This is a genomic window from Devosia neptuniae (assembly GCF_025452235.1).
In the GTDB taxonomy this organism is placed as follows: domain Bacteria; phylum Pseudomonadota; class Alphaproteobacteria; order Rhizobiales; family Devosiaceae; genus Devosia.
The window spans coordinates 482394-500766 of sequence record NZ_CP104964.1; the positions used below are offsets into that span (position 1 = coordinate 482394).

The 18373-nt window shown below is 57.6% G+C and carries 18 protein-coding genes; 6 read left to right on the plus strand and 12 right to left on the minus strand.

Annotation, left to right across the window (positions count from 1 at the left end):
- Positions 1-33 precede the first annotated feature (33 nt).
- The 6 genes from N8A98_RS02290 (at position 34) to N8A98_RS02315 (ending at position 5766) form a co-directional block, all read left to right on the plus strand.
- Complete coding sequence (locus tag N8A98_RS02290; protein WP_262165444.1) at positions 34-900, plus strand: TauD/TfdA dioxygenase family protein; 867 nt, start codon at positions 34-36, stop codon at positions 898-900.
- A gap of 26 nt (positions 901-926) precedes the next feature.
- On the plus strand, positions 927-1580 hold the full coding sequence (locus N8A98_RS02295) for an RraA family protein (protein ID WP_262165445.1): 654 nt from the start codon (positions 927-929) through the stop codon (positions 1578-1580).
- Complete coding sequence (locus tag N8A98_RS02300) at positions 1577-2449, plus strand: carbon-nitrogen hydrolase family protein (RefSeq protein ID WP_262165447.1); 873 nt, start codon at positions 1577-1579, stop codon at positions 2447-2449. The genes N8A98_RS02295 and N8A98_RS02300 overlap by 4 nt, the downstream gene beginning before the upstream one ends.
- A 236-nt stretch (positions 2450-2685) precedes the next feature.
- Positions 2686-3789: an ornithine cyclodeaminase gene (locus N8A98_RS02305; RefSeq protein ID WP_262165449.1), complete on the plus strand. Its 1104-nt coding sequence runs from the start codon at positions 2686-2688 to the stop codon at positions 3787-3789.
- Positions 3782-5131 (plus strand): MmgE/PrpD family protein, encoded by a 1350-nt coding sequence (locus tag N8A98_RS02310; protein ID WP_262165450.1) that lies wholly within the window; start codon positions 3782-3784, stop codon positions 5129-5131. The genes N8A98_RS02305 and N8A98_RS02310 overlap by 8 nt, the downstream gene beginning before the upstream one ends.
- A gap of 374 nt (positions 5132-5505) precedes the next feature.
- Positions 5506-5766, plus strand: a complete 261-nt coding sequence (locus tag N8A98_RS02315; protein WP_262165887.1) for a DUF1266 domain-containing protein — start codon at positions 5506-5508, stop codon at positions 5764-5766.
- A 120-nt stretch (positions 5767-5886) separates the two neighbouring features.
- Here the strand turns inward: N8A98_RS02315 and N8A98_RS02320 are convergent, their stop codons facing one another.
- The 12 genes from N8A98_RS02320 to N8A98_RS02375 all read right to left on the minus strand — a co-directional run bounded on the left by N8A98_RS02320 (position 5887) and on the right by N8A98_RS02375 (position 18362).
- Complete coding sequence (locus tag N8A98_RS02320; protein WP_315974434.1) at positions 5887-7254, minus strand: amidohydrolase family protein; 1368 nt, start codon at positions 7252-7254, stop codon at positions 5887-5889.
- A gap of 22 nt (positions 7255-7276) precedes the next feature.
- Entirely contained in the window at positions 7277-7987 is a 711-nt protein-coding gene (locus tag N8A98_RS02325) for a winged helix-turn-helix transcriptional regulator (protein WP_262165452.1), read from the minus strand.
- An 18-nt stretch (positions 7988-8005) separates the two neighbouring features.
- Positions 8006-8665, minus strand: coding sequence for an acyl-homoserine-lactone synthase (locus tag N8A98_RS02330; RefSeq protein ID WP_262165454.1), 660 nt, complete (start codon positions 8663-8665; stop codon positions 8006-8008).
- Positions 8666-8749: 84 nt separating this feature from the next.
- Positions 8750-9484, minus strand: coding sequence for a helix-turn-helix transcriptional regulator (locus N8A98_RS02335; protein WP_390888759.1), 735 nt, complete (start codon positions 9482-9484; stop codon positions 8750-8752).
- A 170-nt stretch (positions 9485-9654) separates the two neighbouring features.
- Positions 9655-10362 (minus strand): autoinducer binding domain-containing protein, encoded by a 708-nt coding sequence (locus N8A98_RS02340; protein ID WP_262165456.1) that lies wholly within the window; start codon positions 10360-10362, stop codon positions 9655-9657.
- A 170-nt stretch (positions 10363-10532) separates the two neighbouring features.
- Positions 10533-11795 carry an IncP-type conjugal transfer protein TrbI gene (gene trbI / locus N8A98_RS02345; RefSeq protein ID WP_262165458.1) on the minus strand — a complete coding sequence of 421 codons (1263 nt, stop codon included), beginning with the start codon at positions 11793-11795 and terminating at the stop codon, positions 10533-10535.
- Positions 11796-11808: 13 nt separating this feature from the next.
- Entirely contained in the window at positions 11809-12267 is a 459-nt protein-coding gene (locus tag N8A98_RS02350; RefSeq protein WP_262165460.1) for a conjugal transfer lipoprotein TrbH, read from the minus strand.
- Between the two features lie 2 nt (positions 12268-12269).
- Entirely contained in the window at positions 12270-13103 is an 834-nt protein-coding gene (trbG, locus tag N8A98_RS02355; RefSeq protein WP_262165462.1) for a P-type conjugative transfer protein TrbG, read from the minus strand.
- Between the two features lie 14 nt (positions 13104-13117).
- Positions 13118-13786 (minus strand): conjugal transfer protein TrbF, encoded by a 669-nt coding sequence (trbF, locus tag N8A98_RS02360; protein ID WP_262165892.1) that lies wholly within the window; start codon positions 13784-13786, stop codon positions 13118-13120.
- Between the two features lie 5 nt (positions 13787-13791).
- Positions 13792-14994: a P-type conjugative transfer protein TrbL gene (trbL, locus tag N8A98_RS02365; protein WP_262165464.1), complete on the minus strand. Its 1203-nt coding sequence runs from the start codon at positions 14992-14994 to the stop codon at positions 13792-13794.
- Positions 14995-15163: 169 nt separating this feature from the next.
- The gene (trbJ, locus tag N8A98_RS02370) at positions 15164-15949 is read right to left on the minus strand and encodes a P-type conjugative transfer protein TrbJ (protein ID WP_262165465.1); all 786 of its coding nucleotides are present in this window, start codon (positions 15947-15949) and stop codon (positions 15164-15166) included.
- Positions 15927-18362 (minus strand): conjugal transfer protein TrbE, encoded by a 2436-nt coding sequence (locus tag N8A98_RS02375; protein ID WP_262165467.1) that lies wholly within the window; start codon positions 18360-18362, stop codon positions 15927-15929. Before N8A98_RS02375 ends, trbJ begins: the two co-directional genes overlap by 23 nt.
- Positions 18363-18373 lie beyond the last annotated feature (11 nt).

The window sequence follows — 18373 nt, forward strand, 5'->3', positions numbered from 1 at the left end:
TTGTCGAGATCATCATCCAGTGGAGGAAAAACGATGCTGACAAAGAACAGAATTACGGCCGTTCAGCACGACAGCAATGTCTGTGCAGACATCCAAGGCTTCGATTTCAATGACTATACTGCAGACGATATCGCCACCGTCCGCGACTTTTGGCTGCAATATGGAGTCATCAGGTTTCGCGACGCGAATATCAGCGATCAGCAGCAGGTCGAGTTTTCGGCCCACTTTGGTGAGTTCGTCATTCACCCCAAGCAACTTCAGGAAGGTGGCCATCCCACGCATCCCGAAATCCTCGTCATCAGCAATGCGATGAAGGACGGTCGGCCCAGTGGTGCGATGGGTAATAGCGAAGCCACTTGGCACACCGATACGTGGTTCTACGAGAAGCCACCGGCCGGTGCCATTCTGCGGGCGGTGCAGGTGCCGGAAACCGGCGGAGACACCTACTTCCTCTCCACCTACCAAGCCTATGAAACGCTGCCCAACCATCTGCGCGACGCAGTGGCCAAACGGCAGATTTTCTTCCAGAGCGCTTACGACAAGACAGGTAAGTTGCGCCTGGGCAAGACCAAGCCGACCTCCGAAGATTTCCGGGAATGGGTCGGCATGGTGCATCCGCTGGTCCGCAAGCACGGCGAAACGGGACGCGATGCCCTCTATCTCGGTGGCACTGCAGAAGGTGCCTGGATCGTCGGAATGCCCCTCGACGAGAGCACCGATCTCATCGCCCAGCTTTGGGAGCATACGACCACAACCGACGACGTGTTTGTGCAGCAGTGGAATGCCGGCGATATCATGATGTGGGACAATCGCTGCACGATGCACCGGCGTGACTCCTTCGATCCGAACTCGATCCGGATCATGCACCGCACCACAACCGCCGGCGAACGGCCAGTCTAAGGCCCTAACCAGGCGGAACATGCAAAATGCCAACATTGTACCGGACGGCGCTCCCTCCTGGACCGCTGGACCAAGACCTCCTTGCGCTGCTTGCGGATGTCGAAACGGCCACCATTGGTCACTTCGAGTCCTCTGGCTTCATTGCGGCGGACGTCCGCCCGGTATTTCCCGCACGGGCCATGGGCAGAGCCATCACCGTGGCCGCCCCGGGTCGGGACGGGCGTGTCATCTATATGGCGATCGACACGCTCGAACCCGGAGATGTGTTGGTCATTTCCAGACTTGAAGGTGACGGCCTCGCCTGCGTCGGCGGTGGCGTTACAGCGGCGGCCAAAGCAAAGGGTGCTGCAGCCATCATCGTCGATGGTCCCTGCACGGATCCGACGGAGATCGCCAGCAACGGTCTGCCCGTTTGGTGTCGTGGCGTCTCTGCCAAAACGACTTCACGACACACCCAGCTTGGAGGCGAGATCAATTTCCCGGTCTCCTGCGGAGGAACTGTAGTCCTGCCAGGATACTGCGTACTCGCCGATGACAGTGGCATCTACATCGCCGATCCCGCTCGCATGCGCGAAGTTGCCGTCCAGGCGAAATCGCGCCAGCAGCGATCACTGGCCGTAAGGCAGCATCTGCTGTCCGGCCATTCCATTTTCGACTTCGATCGCGAGAACAGTCAATGAAACTGGCAATGATCCAGATGAATTCCCAACCTGATCGCAGCCACAACCTTCGACAGGCTACTGAGCTGATGCATCGAGCAGTGGCTGCGGAGCGGCCGGATCTGATTGTCCTGCCGGAGCATTTTGATTGGTCCGGCGGCACAATCGAGCAAAAACTTCTAGCCGCTGACAATCTGCCAAACGGGGAGGCGTATCGCACGATCGCCGAATTTGCGGCCGAGCACCGTACTTGGGTCCATGCCGGAAGCATGCTGGAGCGCATTCCTGGTGAGGATAAAATCTACAATACGACGGTCGTATTCGATGCATCCGGGTTGGAAGTTGGGCGCTATCGAAAAATCCACCTCTTCGACATCACCACACCTTCGGGCCGCGTTTATGGAGAATCCGACACGGTCAGGCCGGGTTCAGGTCTTCTCGTTTATGAGCATTGCGGTCTGCGGATCGGATGCGCGATTTGTTACGATCTGCGATTCTCGAACCTGTTCTGGGAACTTGCGCGCCGCCGCGTCGACGTGGTGATCTTGCCGGCCGCCTTTACTGTGGAAACCGGCCGGGACCACTGGGACGTACTCTGCCGCTCACGTGCAATCGAATTTCAGACCTATTTCGTCGCGTGCGGCCAATGGGGTGCCTATCCATCCGCGGACGGGACGCCGCGGAGCTGCTTCGGCAATTCCCTTGTTTGCGACCCCTGGGGACAGGTGATCACAAGAGCTTCGGATGGTCCCGGGTGCATCTTCACCGATCTAGAGATCGCTGAGATCGAGAGAGTTCGAAATCTTATTCCGATGGCGTCTCATCGCCAGGTGCTTTCCAGCTGTGGCGGCTGTCATCGCGCCGAAACATCTCTGCTTTCGCCATCGTGAGCCCCCACGCGCAGAAAATTCCCTCCGTTTCGCAAAACCTCGATTTCATTGCAGACGACACTTGGTTGGGAATATTTGCCAATCTCTGATGAGCGAGCGACGATGTCCGAACAAAAAACGAACAGCGGGTGAAAAAGTAGCCATCACCGTCTCCCTCGATTTGCCCAAAGCTTGGCTTTTTCTAACCGGCTGATCAATGCATCCTCGACAGGTGAGAACCTGCGAGGGGCCAAGCCTTGGACCGCGATCGATCCGCCTTTCCGCCGCTACTGATATCCTCAGCTGATCTCGTACAAGCTGGAATCGCGCTTGATCCAAGGGTACTTCATGATCGGGCCGCCCAGATGTGGAGGGACTTTGGCGCCGGCTTGAGTATAGGCAAAAAGTCGGTTCTTCTTCCACCTGAAGCCGAGCTATGGGCGTCAGCCAGCTATGCCACGCTCCGCGATCAATTCGGGGAGGAGCGCCTTGGCTGGAAGCTCTCCGCTCTTTCAGCAATCGGTCCCAGGCTGGCGAGCGTCAAAATCGTTGGCGCCAATGCCGCAAACCGGCATTTCGGCCTCGCGCGTTCCTTCTCGACGATCCTGCTTTTGGACAAATTCACCATGCGTCCAATTTGCCTTCTCGAAGGCACCGACATTTCGGCGGCGCGCACGGCAACCTATGCAACCCTGGCTGCCGAGTCCGTGCTCGCCGAACGCAAAACGATCAATGTCTTTCTCTTTGGCGGCGGCCCGATTGCGCGCAGCATCGGTTTGGCACTTGGAGCCGTACTGGGCGTTTGCCTCGAAAAACTATGGGTTCGAACGCGATCTCGTCAAACAGCCGAGGCGTTTGCGCGTTCGCTGCAGCCGAGCGTGGCTCAGGTCGTTCCCGTGACCGATAACACTAAGCTAACTCAGGCTGACCTCATCATAACTGCTTCGAACGCAAAATCCCCGGTTTTCGCGGCGCACGAAGTGGCTTCAGATTCTGTTGTCCTCCATCTCGCCGGTGACGAAACACCCGCCGAGCACCTGACCCATGTCATGCAGAATGGCACTCTTGTCTGCGACGACCTTGCCATGGTTAGCGCCCGCAATTCGCAGTCGCTTGCACTCTATTTCTCCCGGCGCGGTTCGACGTTGGAAGCTGAAGGACAGGCGCTCGGTGTGCGTGATTTTGCCGGCCATGTGGTCGGGCGTGCACCTGGGCGAGGCCCAACCCACATCACCTGCGTTGGATTACCTAGTCTCGACCTCTACGTAGCGGAATACATCTACGAGACCTATGTCGCAGCATCTTCGTTGCGAACTTCTATGCACGATTTCCCTGGCAATAGCGCAGCCACCCATGAGTGAATCTCAATGTGTTACAGAGCGCTTGGCAGCCCAAATCCTCCAATACCCTACCGAGGCTTTATCCGCTGCCGTCGCGCATAAAGCGATCGACTGTGTGCTCGATAATGTAGCGTCTTGTCTTGCCGGCGTTTCCGCACGGCCCGCCATATCGGCACGACAGGTGGCATATTCGGTCTTTGCAAATGGTGACGCGCCGATCTGGTTTACTCAACGCCGATTGAGCGTCGCCGGCGCTAGCTGGTGCAATGCCATGGCTGCCTCTTCACTCGATTTTGACGACGGACACCGCCTAGCGCGCGGGCATCCTGGTTCTGCGATCGTTCCAGCAGTGCTGGCGCAAGCTTCGCGAGCCCGGTCTTCAACCCCTCAAATCCTGGCGGCCATTGCCATGGGATACGAAGTCGCGATCCGGTCCGCCGCCGCCCAGCAATTTGAGAAAACTCAAACCTACCAGTCCGGGCGATGGGCGGGTCTTGGCGTGGTTGCGGCGTGTGGCCGTTTGGTTGGGCTCGATAGCGACCAACTTTCGAACGCTCTCGCTATTTCAGGTGTTTGGGCACCTAACCAGCAGGCCAACGGCAGCTCAGGCTATGCGCGGCAAACCGGCAATTGGGCAAAAGAGGGGATTCCGATCAGCACGGTGCAGGCCCTGATGGCGATCGACTTATCGCGTGACAGATTCACCGGGCCAAAAGATATGTTGGACCACACATCTCACTACGACTATCGCCCGCCGATCGGCGATGCGCTGGAGCCCACCCTGATCCTAGAAACCTACTTCAAGCGATATGCATGTTGTCGCTATGTCCACCCTGCACTCGACGCCTATTGCTCTCTGATCGAAGACGTCGCTGTGGAGGCCGATAGCATTGCTAGGATCGAAGTTGCCACCTTTGCCTGGGCGCTGCGCCTTGCCAATAAGCTCACGCCCGACAATCTCGTGGAGGTGCAATACAGCCTGCCATTCTGCTTGGCGGCGTTAGTGCTCCGTGGCCCCGCGGCCCTGTCCCCGATTACCGAGGATCTCTTGCACGACGACCGTGTCCCAGCATTAGCCGCCCGGATTAAATTGAATGTGTGCCCAACGATTGATCAGCGCTTTCCGCGTGAGACGCTTGCTAAGGTGCGCGTCACCTTCAACACGGGAGATGTCCTGGAAAATCCGAGTCCCATAGGGCCGACCGATCTCTCGCGGCAAGACGTCCGGCGCAAGTTTCTTGACTTGGCCTCCGGCCGAATTTCCGAGATTCAGTGCCAACGATTGCTGGATGCCGTTGACCCCGAGCATTGCGAGCTGGGTAAGCTACAACGCGTCCTCGCCCAAACGAGCTTAATCGACTGAGCATCAGGCCGGAGAGGCTAACCATAGATGAATTCGGCGAGATAGCGAAGCTCGGAAGAGTAGGAGAGCAGCCGAGGTACGGCGGCGACGGCCACTCTCCTGTGGGCATCGCGGCCCTGCTAGAGGATGACCTAAGTATATGTAGTTTACATACAATCGATATTTTATTCGATCGGTTCCAAGTCCGCCTTTATCAACTTTGGGCTCCCGATCGCCATGGGCAGATGGAACCGTTATCCGAGATCATACGGTTCATAATCTAGGTTCGGACTGAACCACTGGGGGAACTATCTCCTTGCGGAAATCACCGGCGCTTGATTCAACATCGTGAAGCTTCGCGGCTTCATGTTCAACCGGCGCAAATACCGAATCTAGTGGCGTGGACGCCGTGCGCCTGGCCAGCCTGTCGCGCTGGGCGGGGTTTCATCGACCGCACGGAATTCCCAAACTTTGCCGGGTTCTTGATGCCGCAAGTTCGCAAGGCCTACACTACGTGGCCTCAGGTAAGCGCGGCTTATACCGCCGGGGGTCTGATCTGGAACGCCTCGGAGGCGCGCGAAGAAAATCTGCTGCGCACCAACGCATTGTTGTTGAGCGATGTGAACAGCCCGTACCGTTCGGTGGCCTTCGGCTGAAGGAGCCGGTGATAACAACTGGATCGATTGATGTGCCCACCGAGCACTACTTAAAGCGTCTGAGCTGTCGCCGGTTGCAATCGAGCTCGGCTTGGAATCGCCGTCGCAACTTCGAAGAATCTAGTCGTTGTCTTGCCCAGCCTCATTGATAGCGCCGTCCCCAACCACACGTTTGCCACCTATGATCACATGACGCACCCGGCTTAGATTCAGACTATCGGCGATCGTGATATCGGCTCGCTTTCCAACTTCTAGGCGTCCCGCATCATGGAACGCCCCGAACGCGGAAGCCACATTGCCCGTCGCCAATGCGATGGCCATTGGTGCCGACATTTGCCCCGAAACGATCATGCGGTGCACTGCCTCCAAAATTCCATCCCAGTGGCCGCCAGCAAAATCGGTTGAAAGCGTATCGACCAGACCTTCGCCGATCAATGCATCCAAGTTTTCAGCGGTATTGCGCCAATGAGTGGAAATGCAATCGAGGGTGCTGACATCGATCAAAACCCCGGTGTCGCGCAACAACCTTGCCGTCGCAACTGCCTCCTCCGGCGTAAACGAGGGGTGATTGCAATGTGCAGCGATCAGACGCGCAGATGGCATAGCTCGCGCTAAATCCAGGATGTGCTCTGCGGAGGGCGCGGCGCTGTGAAGGATTGCCGGCAGGCCAGTACGCGCGGACGCCTCTGCCAACTCTGCAAGACCAAGGAGCGCGTTTTTTACGGGTTTCATGACCGACCCAGCAATAGTCTTTGCCACGGTTTCGGACGTCGACCGACTGAGGAGATCCAGCTCATCGCACAACGCAATGAACTGCGCGTTGAGCGGGAAGGTCGGGTCTTTAAGGGTGCGGCCAAGCAGAAGCTCCTTCAGGCGTCTTGCATCGCGAGCTTCGACCAAAATGCCGGTTGTCTCTAGAATGGCTTGAGGCAAGAACCCATAGTCCTGTGCGCCTCCTCCCAGGGTCTGGCCCCCTCCCCCTTCCCCAAGCGCGACGGCACCGCTCGCAATAGCCTCCTCTACAGTTGCCCTTAGGTGGTGGCTTCGCAGTCCGCTGCCATCCACCTCGAGGGCCGCACTGACGGAGCTAGCTGTATGTGCAGTTGTGACGAATGTTCGAAGAGGATGCGGCCCTTGAAGGCTGCTATCGACCTCATGCGGCAACGATAGACCGCAAACGTTCAAAAGGGTCGTGGTTCCACCAAGCAGATGTCGATTGCGAAAGTATCTGACGTCGGAAGGATCCAGTGGCTTGGAGCCACTGGGCATCGCCGGTCCGTGTACACACCCGTGAGCGTGGCCGTTAATGAGACCCGGAAAGCTGGTTGCGCCTCTTGCGTCAAGCCGGGGTATGCCGAACATCGACAATTGCTCTTGCCCGACAGATATCGCTGCGATTTTGCCATCGGCAATACCGATTTGGCCGTTCGGATGGATTGTGGTTCCATCGCCTGTGATGATCGTGGTGTTGGTGACAATCAAATCCAATTCAATGCCCTTCCAGCTGGTGCTAGTCGCGCGACGGCTGGGCAGGTGCATCGAGAATGTAGCCGGCGGAGCGCACCGTGCGAATGATGTTACCGCCACTTTCGCCCAGCGCCTGTCGAAGCCGGCCGACATGCACATTGACCGTCCTTCGATCGACATATTGCCCGTGTCGCCAGGCCGCTTCTACCAGCGCATCGCGTGAGCAAACTTGTCCCGTGTGCTCGATCAGGTGTCGAAGCATCCGAAATTCGATTGGGCCAAGATGAATTGGCCGACCGTTACGTGAGACACGATGTGCATCGAGATCGATATCAATGTCTGCGTAGATGAGCGTCGCCCTGCCGTCTGGATATGTGCGACCAGTGATTGGCAGTCCAGCGAGCCTCTCGAGAAAGCCTATGAGCTTGCGTGGAGTAATTGGACGCACAAAGCTCTCATCCACGCCCGCCGTCATCAAGCTTAGATATTGCTGCTCGGCCCCGGGGCCGATCAAAGCAACCGTCGGAATTCCGAATGTCGTGGCATCACGCTTGAGATCAAGACAAGCTTCGATAGCCAGACGGTCGCCCGAACGACAGTCGAGAAGAATTGCGAAGGGGTTCGCCTCATTGCTGAGATGGACAGTCTCCTCCACGCTTGACGCCAGCCGCACCGCAAACCCTGCCTCCGATAGGATGTGCGAGAGCAGTAGGTAGTAATCTACGTCGGTGGAAGCGATGACGATCGATGCCATATCCCAGCACCAGCCCGCTTAAGCGGCGCAGAACGTCGACACAGCGACGGAAGCTTTTCTTGGCCTTCGATAGATTGCTTCCGAAAGACCCAGTTTTGCGCGCATTGTCCTCAGCACATCCAGTGAAACTTCAAAGGCGCCGCAACACACCGCAGATCGCCCAAAGCCTTCTGCGCGCCCCAGCTCATGAACACGGGCGCCCGCTCTGTGATAGAGGCGTTTGACGTGCGGTTCGTAGTTTGAAACCAGCGTATGAATACCGTGATCCAGTGCAAACTCGCATAGTGCCACCAGCAAAAGACTGAACGCCCGACCCGGAGGGATTTGGGGGTAGTCCGCCGCCAGTGCTTGCTCATCGAGGCACATGCGTGTGCCTTCCCAGATGCCGGGGGCGACCAGGTTGGCGGTGTCAGGGAAGGTGCATCTGAAGACATCGTAAAGAAGTGTTGGCCCTGTCGTCGGCATCAGTCTCATGCTGCCGTAGTGACGGGAGCGGCGTTGATCGCACCAAACGAGGTACACGGGGTCCATGTCGTCATACTGATCCCGTTCACATTCCTCCTGAACAGAGACGTCCCAATGCAGCGTGTCGAAAAACACCCTCTTTCGTGCTTGGAACATTTGCAACATCACATCTGAGTACTTCTGATGCTCGAATGTTTGTATCGAAACGATCATCGCTGTTCTCTCCGCTTAAAACTATTGCGGAAAAGATGCGCGCTATGGATTTAATCAGAAATCCCCGCAAATTGACCCCTCGATTCATGGGGGTCCGGAAGGCCATGGGCTTATGATGCGCAAGTGATTTGCTCGTGTAACTGCCGCAGATAGTGTGGCGCATCCCAGTTTTAATCGAGCCGACTTCGTATAATCCCGCGCTGTGTGCTCTGATATGCTCAGAATGACCGCAATATCCCTGTGGTCCTTTCCAAGAGCGGTCCAATGCAAGCATTCGATCTCTCGGCGCGTGAGTGCTGGCACAGGATCACGCTCCCCGTAGAGCTCGGCGATCGCAATTCGATGGATGAGTTGCCCCAACTCGACCCACTCATTGAGAAAGCGCGCCATGAGGTTCCGCCAACCGACTTCTGGAAGCATCGAATTCACCGAAACAAGCGCCCTTCGCCCGGCCTTGTCAGTGATTGGAATAGAGCAGCCCCGGCTGCCCACACCATGTTTGGCAGCATCTATCAAAAAGGGTTCGTCCGAAGAGGTGGTCTCAACCTCATCCCAGTCGAAAGGCAACGACCGAGCAAAACCTTCCCGAGTGATCGGATCGACGTGAATATAGCCTTTTAGTAGATATCGCGCCACCCAGGAGTCCGGGTAAGTCGTTCGTACGAAAGGTGAATCTACCTTTCCAACGACTGTTTGCGCCAGATGGTAAGTGACGTGCGACAGGCCATAATGATCGCGCATCGTCCGCAGCGCCTCTGCGACTGTACTAGACCGCACTATGCGTTCGAGCACGACATCAGATTGCTGCCGCTTTTCCAGTTCCGACCAGTTCACGATGCTTTGGGGGAACGAAGGTGGACAGATGTGATCCTGATGATGTGCTCCCACATATCCGGTTTACCTCCGAATTATCTGCGGCGCCTCTGCGAATGGGCCCGTGCAAAGGACAATATATGTTGTCGCCCCCGCAATTCAGTAGCTTGAAACTGCTATATGAGCCCATGTGAGGTCGCGATACCAACTGCGTGCTGGATGTTCATGGCTCCCAATTTGCGGCGAATACTGCGCAGGTGGAATTGAACAGAGTCGTATTTGACGTCCAAAATCGATGCAATCTCATTGGCCGGAAAGCCGTGGCGCACCCAGATCAGGACCCGACACTCGCCGGGGGTGAGACGATAGTCCGGGCCATCAAGCAGATGCCGTAGCCGCCCCCGGATGTGACCATGCAGAGAATTCGCGGCATCGCGCAAGAAGGAGAGCTCTGGATCACTAAGCTTGTCCGCCGCGCCAAACGGCGACGCCAGGGTTAGCATGACATTATGCCGATAACCGGCTGGAATGGGTATGGTTACGCCGGCAGCAATACCACTTTCGGCCGCTTCTTCCATGAATGCCACCTGTCTTTGGGACATAGGTAGCGGCACAGTGTTTTCGTTCCAGTTGAACGGCCTGCGAATAGCCTGAGCTGATTTCGCCACCGGGTCCAGCACCACGAGCTCGCGGGCAAGATAGACGTTCTGCCAGTCTTTGGGATAATTCGACAGACCGCGAATGTCGCTGCCGTAGGAGTCGATGTAACTAAAATGGTCGAACCCGAGATTACCGGCGAGCGCCTTAAGTGAAGCAGATAGATCGGCCTGCTTCTGTACGATTTCTAAACGCTCAAGGAACTCAATCAACCAGTCAGGTTCCATTCTCATTGTCGGGACCCCTCCCTAAGTCGTTATCAATGATAAAAAAATGTCCTTTTAAACTTTTTGGCGATCAAGACGGGCTTGTAAAGAAACACCCTCCTAAAAACTCTACGCCGCCGGTCAAAACTTGGTTATTGGGCGACGGATAAGTAGTCAGCCGTCCGCGTGGGCTAGAATGAGTTGGGGAACACCATGTCCTGGTCGACGAGAATATTGAAAATGTATCCTGGCCGGATCTCGACCGTGGGCTGAACGTCCATGTTCTTGTCGATCGTGCGGTCCGCAACACGGCCGAATGTTTCAGCGAAGGAGCGCCGCGCCGCATCGGTTCCGTCATTGTTGGACGAGTTGCGATCCTGAGGCAGCGCCATATCGATCCCGGCACCAATCGCGGCGATGAGGATGGCCGAGCCGAAGACCTCGAAATAGTGGTTATCTATCTGATCGGCAAAACCGCCATAACCCTGGGCGTCCGTGCCCGCCATCCCGGCAATTTGCAGGGTAGCGCCATTGGGAAAGACGATATCGGTCCAGATGACAAGGGCACGTCGTTGGCCAAACGTGACCTTGGAGTCATAACGCCCCAACAGGCGTGAACCCTGCGGTATCAACAAGTGATGTCCGCTTACACTGTCAAAGACGTTCTGGCTAACCTGGGCGATGATGCGACCAGGCAAATCGGAGTTGATCCCGGTGATCAACGTCGCGGGAATAACGGAGCCGCGCTTCAGCTCATAGGGCGACATCGCTGGAACTACGCCGTTGGCTAGGTAGCCCAAGTCCTGCAGGCTCTGATTGAAAAAATTCTCCTTAGCTCCTTGGTTGTTGGGCTCAGTGATTTGTCCGGCACCCAAAGTGGCATAGAGATTTGAGAGATCCGGTCGCATGCTGCCCGCAGATGCTTGGGCGGGGCCCTGAACGGCCTGTTGGAGGCTCAACCGATGGACCTCCACCGCTATCGGTGAATCGAGCGCTGCCTGATCGGCTTGCAGGCTCAACATTCGCTGACGATGCAATTCGCGTAGATACTGTTCTTCTTGCTCGCGCTGCAGCCGGGCCCGCCAGTCCTCCGACGCGCTGGCGATTGGCGTTTCGGATGGTGGGGTTGTCGGCGCCGGCTGGAACGGATTGGCCGCAGGCGAAGGCGGCAGTGGTTGTGGCTGTATGACCGCCGGGACAATGGGCGGCTCGATTATCCCATCGGGAACTCCATCTTTAAGCCGATCCCCAAAGCTGCGTGCGGGCGCTCCTGTAGATCGGTCTGGTCCCCGCTCCTCCGGTCCGTAGTACCCGCGTGTCGATAGTCCATAGACAACAACCATCACAACGACGACAGCCAAGGTGATCGCAAAGATGACCGGCAGGCGATTGAGCCGCCGGACCCTGGGGGTATCGCTCTTGGGTAGCTCTGGCGTGATATCGACTGTAGCCATTGTTCCCGTGCCCCTATGAGCGCAACATGACCGACAGTGGGCTTGATGGCTCCGCTCCGGCTGCGGTTAGCGCATAGGCACGTCCTAGATCGACCACGGGCGTGGACAGCCGCGCCAATACCGAGTCATCAAGGGTATCAAGAATGTAGGTAAGCGGGATTGGGTTCGCGATCTCTGCCTTGTCACCGGCGGCGACAGCATAGCCCCATTTTCGGAGCGAGGTGTCTAGTGCGATGGCGAATGCGGAAGTGTCCGGTCGCAACGTGATGGTGCCGGTGCCCGGACCCACAGCCTCAGCCAAACGGCCGACGAGATCTTCAGCAATAATTTCGGCCGCTGGGGCTGAAACCTGCGCCGCATCGGTACTCACCAAGGCCGCAGTGTGAGCCGCCCCAAATGTGGCACATCCTGCCGGCATAATGGCCAGAAAGAGCGCGCTACTGGCGCGCAGCGGGATAAACCGGTCGAGCATGGTCAGCCCCTTCGCTTGATAGTGATCTTTTGCTGCTGCCCGCCGACGCCAGACACGAGCACCGCATGGTCGATGAGGTAGTCGACCACCATCATGGTGTCGTTCAGTCGATAATTGACGATGCGGTTCTGCCCGCCCGAAATGACGAACAATACAGGTGCGTCGCCGCCTGAAAGCGCATTCGGAAACTGAATGTAGGTCTTGACGCCGTCGGTATAGATCCGGGTCGGTTTCCAACGCGCTGAACCCTCCAGGCGAAAGTCAAAATCCAGGTTCTCCGCCGGCACTCCTGCCCCGGCAATAGTGTTGGCCTGCACGCGCGCGTTAATTTCATCCAGCCGCATTGCCACGTGTTCCTGATACTCAAAGCCAACCCTGGCCATGTAGCTGGAGGCATGGGATCTGAGCTTGATGTGGTACGTGCGCCGAGACGTGGTCACCACCATGGAGGTTTCGAGTCCGCTTTCGGACGGCTTGACGATGAGGTGGACAGACTGGCCCCCGGCTGGGCCTGACGTGGCCGGTTCTACCTTCCAACGCACAGTATCGCCGACCAGCACGTCACGTACCACTTCGCCAGCCTGCAACTCTATGTCGCAAACCTGCAATGGCGAACAGATCACCGCGGGCTGCACTTCGCCATAGAGGAATATGATTTTGCCATCGGGTCCTCGGGAAACCACACCTTGTCCTTGTTGCCATTGGTCGGAGAGGTGGGTCGCCCGGTTCTCCTTCTCGGATAGATCCTGGGCGATGGCCCAGCCCGTCGAGAAGATCGTCACGCCAATGGCGGCTAACCAAACAAAGGCGCTCGTGTGAGCGGACTGCTTCTGCATGGGAATTGTGAACCTCACAACTGGGCCGTCCAATCGAAGTCGCGGATATAGAGGCCAATGGGATTGAGACGGATGATGGCTTCATCCTGCGGTGGGGTCAGTGTGACAGTGGCGATACCGCGGAACCTGCGTGTGGCGAGCTGCTTGCCTTGGCGGTCGCGTTCATACTCCGTCCAGTCGATCTGATAGGACTGGCTGGACAGGGCAACCACATTGTTGACCTCGATCGACACGGTGGCCGTGCGGGCGCGTTCAAATGGGTTAGCACCGCGAAACCAGGCGTTGATCTTCTCAGTTGCTGGGTCGGTGGTGCGCAGCATCGCATAAGTGCGATCGATGTATTGTTTCTGCACGACAGCGTCGGGCGTGATGGACTTGAGGTCGGCGACAAAGCCACCCAGCATAGCCCGTACCACGCGCGGATCGGCGTACTCGATTTGCTCGGGGAAGCCGACCAGCGCAGGCGCGCCGAGTTTGTCGACCTCAACGATATAAGGAACCAGCTTGACCTGTGTACTTTGGTAAAGCGCATAACTGACGCCGATCACCGCAAGCGTCAGCGAAATCATCGCGACCGCCCGCCAGGCGTTCGCGGCGCGGATGTACCCGCCATAGCGTTCGTTCCATTCGAAGCGCGCGGCGAGATAGGGATTGTCGGGGGAGTCGAAGTGGACATAGACTATGCTCCTTACGGCTTGTCGATCTTGCCGGAAGGGACGGAAGGTTTGGTGGAGCTAGCCGGACGACCGCCCTGCCCCAGGCTGGCGGCCAGCTTGGAGTTAGCCAGACCCATAGTGCTCGTCCCGAAACTGCCGGGAGCGCCGATAGCCTGGTCCTTAACCGCTGATCCCGTCGCTGCAAGGCCGCGTATGGCTGTTGACGCCATTGCAGCCGAACCAGCTGCTGTTGCACCCGTGAAGCCGCCTCGTTCAAAGGCGCCGGCGGCAGCCCGCCCCCCTGCCCCGGCGGTGGTCGCGGCCATAGCAGCAACGCCGGCGCCGAATTGGGCGTTAGCTAATGTTGGCCGTAGGGTCTCACCACCATTGGTCACCGAAACGCCTTGGATCACGCCCTGGATAATGGCCGGCACATAGATCGCGATCATGAAGACGACGACGGCAATGCCGGCAATGGCGAGTGAGGTCAGAAACTTGTCGCCGCTCGCGCTGGCATCGGCCATATCAATGAGGACTTCCGAGCCTATGCGCGCGATCATGACAAGGGCCATGAGCTTCATACCGACACTAAACGCGTAGATCAGATAGCGGACGGCGAAATCCTTGGTGAAGCTGGAGCCACCTAGACCGAGCATGATCATGCCGGCAAGAAGGCCGACATACATTTCGACCATCACCGCAACGAAGATCGCTGCGACCAGGGCGAAACAGATCACGACGACGATCATGGCGAAGACCGCCGCTATGGCGAGAGCATTGTCCTCAAAGAGACCAAATCGGACGTCCTGTGACATGTCTGACGCTACGGCTATGCCGGCGTTGAAGACATCGACGGGCGATGCCGAGCCACCACTGGATCCGATTTGGAACAGGCTATCTACAACGGCGCGACCGAACCCCGGTCCCTGCTCCAGCACGAAGACAAAAAAGCCGATAAAGAGGATTCGACGAACCAACTCGGCAAACCAATTGTCGAGCGAGGCCCCTTGAATCGCCAACCATACGGCAGCAATCCCAACTTCGATGCCTGCAAGAATCCAGAACAGCGACCGCGCGGCTTGCATAATAGTGGCTTCCCACCCTGCTGCCGCATTGGCAATGCCGTTCTCCAAATTGGCGAGCACGCCACCGTCTTGCCCATGGGCAGCACCGATGCCAACAACCCAAATTGCGACGATGAGGACGTAGGCGGGATGCAAAGGAGTGGAGCCCATCAATCGTTCCACCGAGGTCGCATTACTTGTGCTCCGCGAGCCGCTGGGCGCTCGGAATCAGAACGCATCCGCGCTCTGACCGCCTCGGTGACGGAGCTGGCCCGGATGACGGATAGCGCAGCGACGGGGCTGAGACTAAAAACAGCGATTGCAGTCGGAAGGATCGATTTCACCAACGAGGCTCCATTTGTTGGCCGCCTGATGTTGGTGGGCGGGTGGCGTTGAAAAATTCTTCGCGACGCGACTGTGCCAGATCCCTCGCCGCCTGCTCGGATTGGTACCAGGTGCCCATCATGGTCATCTGCTGCGAGACAAGACCCCGAAGCTTTTGGGTCTGCGCCACCTGCTGGGTCGCAATCTGGTGGCCCACCTGCAGAGCCTGCATTTGGCCAACCGAGGTTTGCGACATGTTCCGCAATTGGGCCATGGTCGCCTCCTCCGAGCTGAACTGCTCGGCAGTCAGGTTTGCCGTCTTAAGCGTCCCGGCAATGGTGTCGCGGTTGGTATCGGACCAGCTCTGATACGCCGCCGAGAAGTCCTCGCCGCGCAGAGGATCGGCCAAGAACTCGGAATAGCTTTGGAACCGCTGCTTGAGCATGTCATCGATATTGCCCATGGAGAAAGCCATCCCTTGCCCCTCCCCAACAATGGTTCGTAGTCGGTCAAGATCGCTCTCGACTTGGCCCCACACCTGATCGGGTAATGTCAGGGTGTTCTGCATCATGTTTTCGTAGATTCTGAGTTGGTTTTGGATCTGCTCGAGTTGATGGCCGATCTGAGTGATTTGGTTGTCGATCTGCACCCCAGACTGCCCCACCAAGCCCACAAGCTCGGCATTGTTGAGTATCTGGGTGAACTCCGTCGCGCCAACCAGTTGCCCAGCCGCTGAAGTCGGAATGGGAGACGCTGCAATCAGAAGGGCCGCTGCGGCCTCAAACAGACGATGCTGACCCATGGAACACACCTCTTTCGGCAAGCCACTGCGCTGGCCAGCCTGTCCCGAATTGCTGATAAAGCGCGGTGACGCGAGCAAGATCGTCGCGACTACTGGCACCGACAAAGCTCAATGTTGCCGGGCCCAGCGCCATGTTGAAGAGCCGTCGACCATCGGGCGAGACGACGTAGTATTCTCGCTTTGGCATAGCCGTGGCTATGATCTCGATTTGCCGGTCATTAAAACCGATCCGCTCGTAGAACTCGCGCGTTCCCGTCTCCCTCGCGGACCCGTTTGGCAGACAGATTTTGGTCGGGCAGGATTCCTTGAGGACATCGATGATGCCGGAATTCTCCGCGTCCGAAATCGATTGGGTTGCTAGAACGACAGCGCAATTGGCCTTGCGCAACACCTTGAGCCACTCGCGGATCTTGTCGCGAAAAGCCGGATGGCCTAGCATCAGCCAGGCTTCATCCAAAATGATCAGGCTGGGCGCGCCAGTTAGTCGCTTCTCAATGCGCCGAAACAGATAGAGCAGCACCGGTACCAGATTGCGCTCACCCATATTCATCAGCTCTTCGATCTCGAAGGTCTGGAAGCTGGACAATGTCAGTTCATCACCTTCGGCATCGAGCAGATGACCCATCGGACCATCGACGCTGTAATGATGCAGCGCCTCCTTGATTTCGCGCAGTTGCACGCCCGAAATGAAGTCGGAAAGCGAGCGGCGCTCCGAGGTTGTCATCAACCCCAATTGCCGGGAAATGGCATTGCGATGGTCAGGTGTTACCCGGACGCCCTGCAGGACGAGTAGTGTCTCGAGCCATTGGGCGGCCCAAGCTCGATCGCTGTCAGACGTCAGCTCGCTTAATGGGCAAAACGCCAGGGCCTCACCTGCCCCGACATCATAGTGATCGCCGCCAACGCCCAGCGTGAGCGGCAGCATCGACTTGCCTTTATCGAAGGCAAACAGCTGAGCGTTTTCGTAGCGACGAAACTGTGCAGCGATCAACGCTAGCAATGTCGACTTACCTGAGCCGGTGGGGCCAAAGATCAATGTGTGCCCCACGTCACCAGAATGCAGGTTAAGCCGGAATGGGGTTGAACCACTGACCACCTGCATCAGGGGCGACGCATTTTGTGGATAGAATGGGCAAGGACAGACGCGGCTTCCGGACCATACCGCGTTAAGCGGGATAAGATCGGCTAGGTTGCGGGTATTGAGGAGCGGCTCGCGGATGTTTGCGTACCAATTGCCTGGCAGACTCCCCAGATAGGCCTCGGTCGCATTCAGCGTTTCAATGCGGGCACCAAAGCCTTCGGCCTGGACGATCCGGCGAACGCTCTCGGCCTGTTCGCGCAGCTTTTGGTCATTGTCTCCAAAGAGAACAATGACTGGGGTATAGTAGCCATAGGCGACCAGTTGCGAATTAGCCTCGGCAATGGCGTCTTCGGCCTCGCTCGCCATCAGAGCGGCGTCCTGGTCGACGGCGCCCGACCTGGTCTGGAATAGCTGATCCATGAAAGGCCGAACTTTCTGCAGCCACTTTTTTCGTGTGCGCTCGAGCTTTTGCCGTGCCTCGATCGGATCGAGGAACATGAACCGGCTCGACCAACGGTAGCTTAGCGGCATCAAGTCCAGAGTGTTGAGGATCCCGGGCCAGCTTTCGCCCGGAAACCCGTCTATGGCGACCACAGACAAATACCGATTGTCGATCAGCGGGGAGAGGCCGTGATGAAACTCGGCCGTTACCAGGAAATCTAAATACATTGGAATATCGGGTAGGCGGACTGGGTGGTTCTCCCCAACAACGCAGAAGCGCACGAACTGCAGTAACTCGTCATAATGGGCGCTTCGGGCGCCACCATGATCGGGTGTTTCGTGGGTGACCATGCGCCGGATGGTCACTACATTGGCCATATACTGTTCAAATTCACGGATCGCTGTTTTGAAGGCGGCAAGCGCGGTGTCACCAAACCGCTCCGCCCGCGAGGCCCTATCCGCATAGACATAGCGCGTAAGCCTCGATTGCCCCGGCTGGGGCGAACGATAAGTGAGGATGATGGCGTGCTGGCTCTCGAAATGCCCGTTTGCCGCCTCAAAGTGCTGGCGTCGCTCGTCATCGATCAACACACTAACCTGGTCAGGGAAATAAGATTGCTCGCGGGTCGGGTAGCTGGTGGTGGGCAGCCGCAAGGCTTCGACCTGGATCATCCAGCCGCTCCCCAATCGGGCAAGGATGGCGTTGATCTGACGGGACACTTCATTGCGCTCGACATCGGTGGCGCTTTCGCTGTCAGGGCCTGCAAAGTACCAGCCGGCCACTAGCGAGCCGTCCTTGAGCAAGAGCACCCCGTTGTCCACAAGCCCGGCATAGGGCAGCAAGTCCGAAAAGCCTGGCGCGGTGCGGCGAAACTGCTTAAGTGCAACCATGTTCGATTCCC

What these genes read in the sequence shown, in the direction of transcription:
- N8A98_RS02290 (WP_262165444.1), top strand. Translation starts at nt 34, where the DNA reads ATGCTGACAAAGAACAGAATTACGGCCGTTCAGCACGACAGCAATGTC.
- N8A98_RS02295 (WP_262165445.1), top strand. Translation starts at nt 927, where the DNA reads ATGCCAACATTGTACCGGACGGCGCTCCCTCCTGGACCGCTGGACCAA.
- N8A98_RS02300 (WP_262165447.1), top strand. Translation starts at nt 1,577, where the DNA reads ATGAAACTGGCAATGATCCAGATGAATTCCCAACCTGATCGCAGCCAC.
- N8A98_RS02310 (WP_262165450.1), top strand. Translation starts at nt 3,782, where the DNA reads ATGAGTGAATCTCAATGTGTTACAGAGCGCTTGGCAGCCCAAATCCTC.
- N8A98_RS02325 (WP_262165452.1), bottom strand. Translation starts at nt 7,987, where the DNA reads ATGGCATCGATCGTCATCGCTTCCACCGACGTAGATTACTACCTACTG.
- N8A98_RS02330 (WP_262165454.1), bottom strand. Translation starts at nt 8,665, where the DNA reads ATGATCGTTTCGATACAAACATTCGAGCATCAGAAGTACTCAGATGTG.
- N8A98_RS02340 (WP_262165456.1), bottom strand. Translation starts at nt 10,362, where the DNA reads ATGGAACCTGACTGGTTGATTGAGTTCCTTGAGCGTTTAGAAATCGTA.
- trbI (WP_262165458.1), bottom strand. Translation starts at nt 11,795, where the DNA reads ATGGCTACAGTCGATATCACGCCAGAGCTACCCAAGAGCGATACCCCC.
- N8A98_RS02350 (WP_262165460.1), bottom strand. Translation starts at nt 12,267, where the DNA reads ATGCTCGACCGGTTTATCCCGCTGCGCGCCAGTAGCGCGCTCTTTCTG.
- trbG (WP_262165462.1), bottom strand. Translation starts at nt 13,103, where the DNA reads ATGCAGAAGCAGTCCGCTCACACGAGCGCCTTTGTTTGGTTAGCCGCC.
- trbL (WP_262165464.1), bottom strand. Translation starts at nt 14,994, where the DNA reads ATGGGCTCCACTCCTTTGCATCCCGCCTACGTCCTCATCGTCGCAATT.
- trbJ (WP_262165465.1), bottom strand. Translation starts at nt 15,949, where the DNA reads ATGGGTCAGCATCGTCTGTTTGAGGCCGCAGCGGCCCTTCTGATTGCA.
- N8A98_RS02375 (WP_262165467.1), bottom strand. Translation starts at nt 18,362, where the DNA reads ATGGTTGCACTTAAGCAGTTTCGCCGCACCGCGCCAGGCTTTTCGGAC.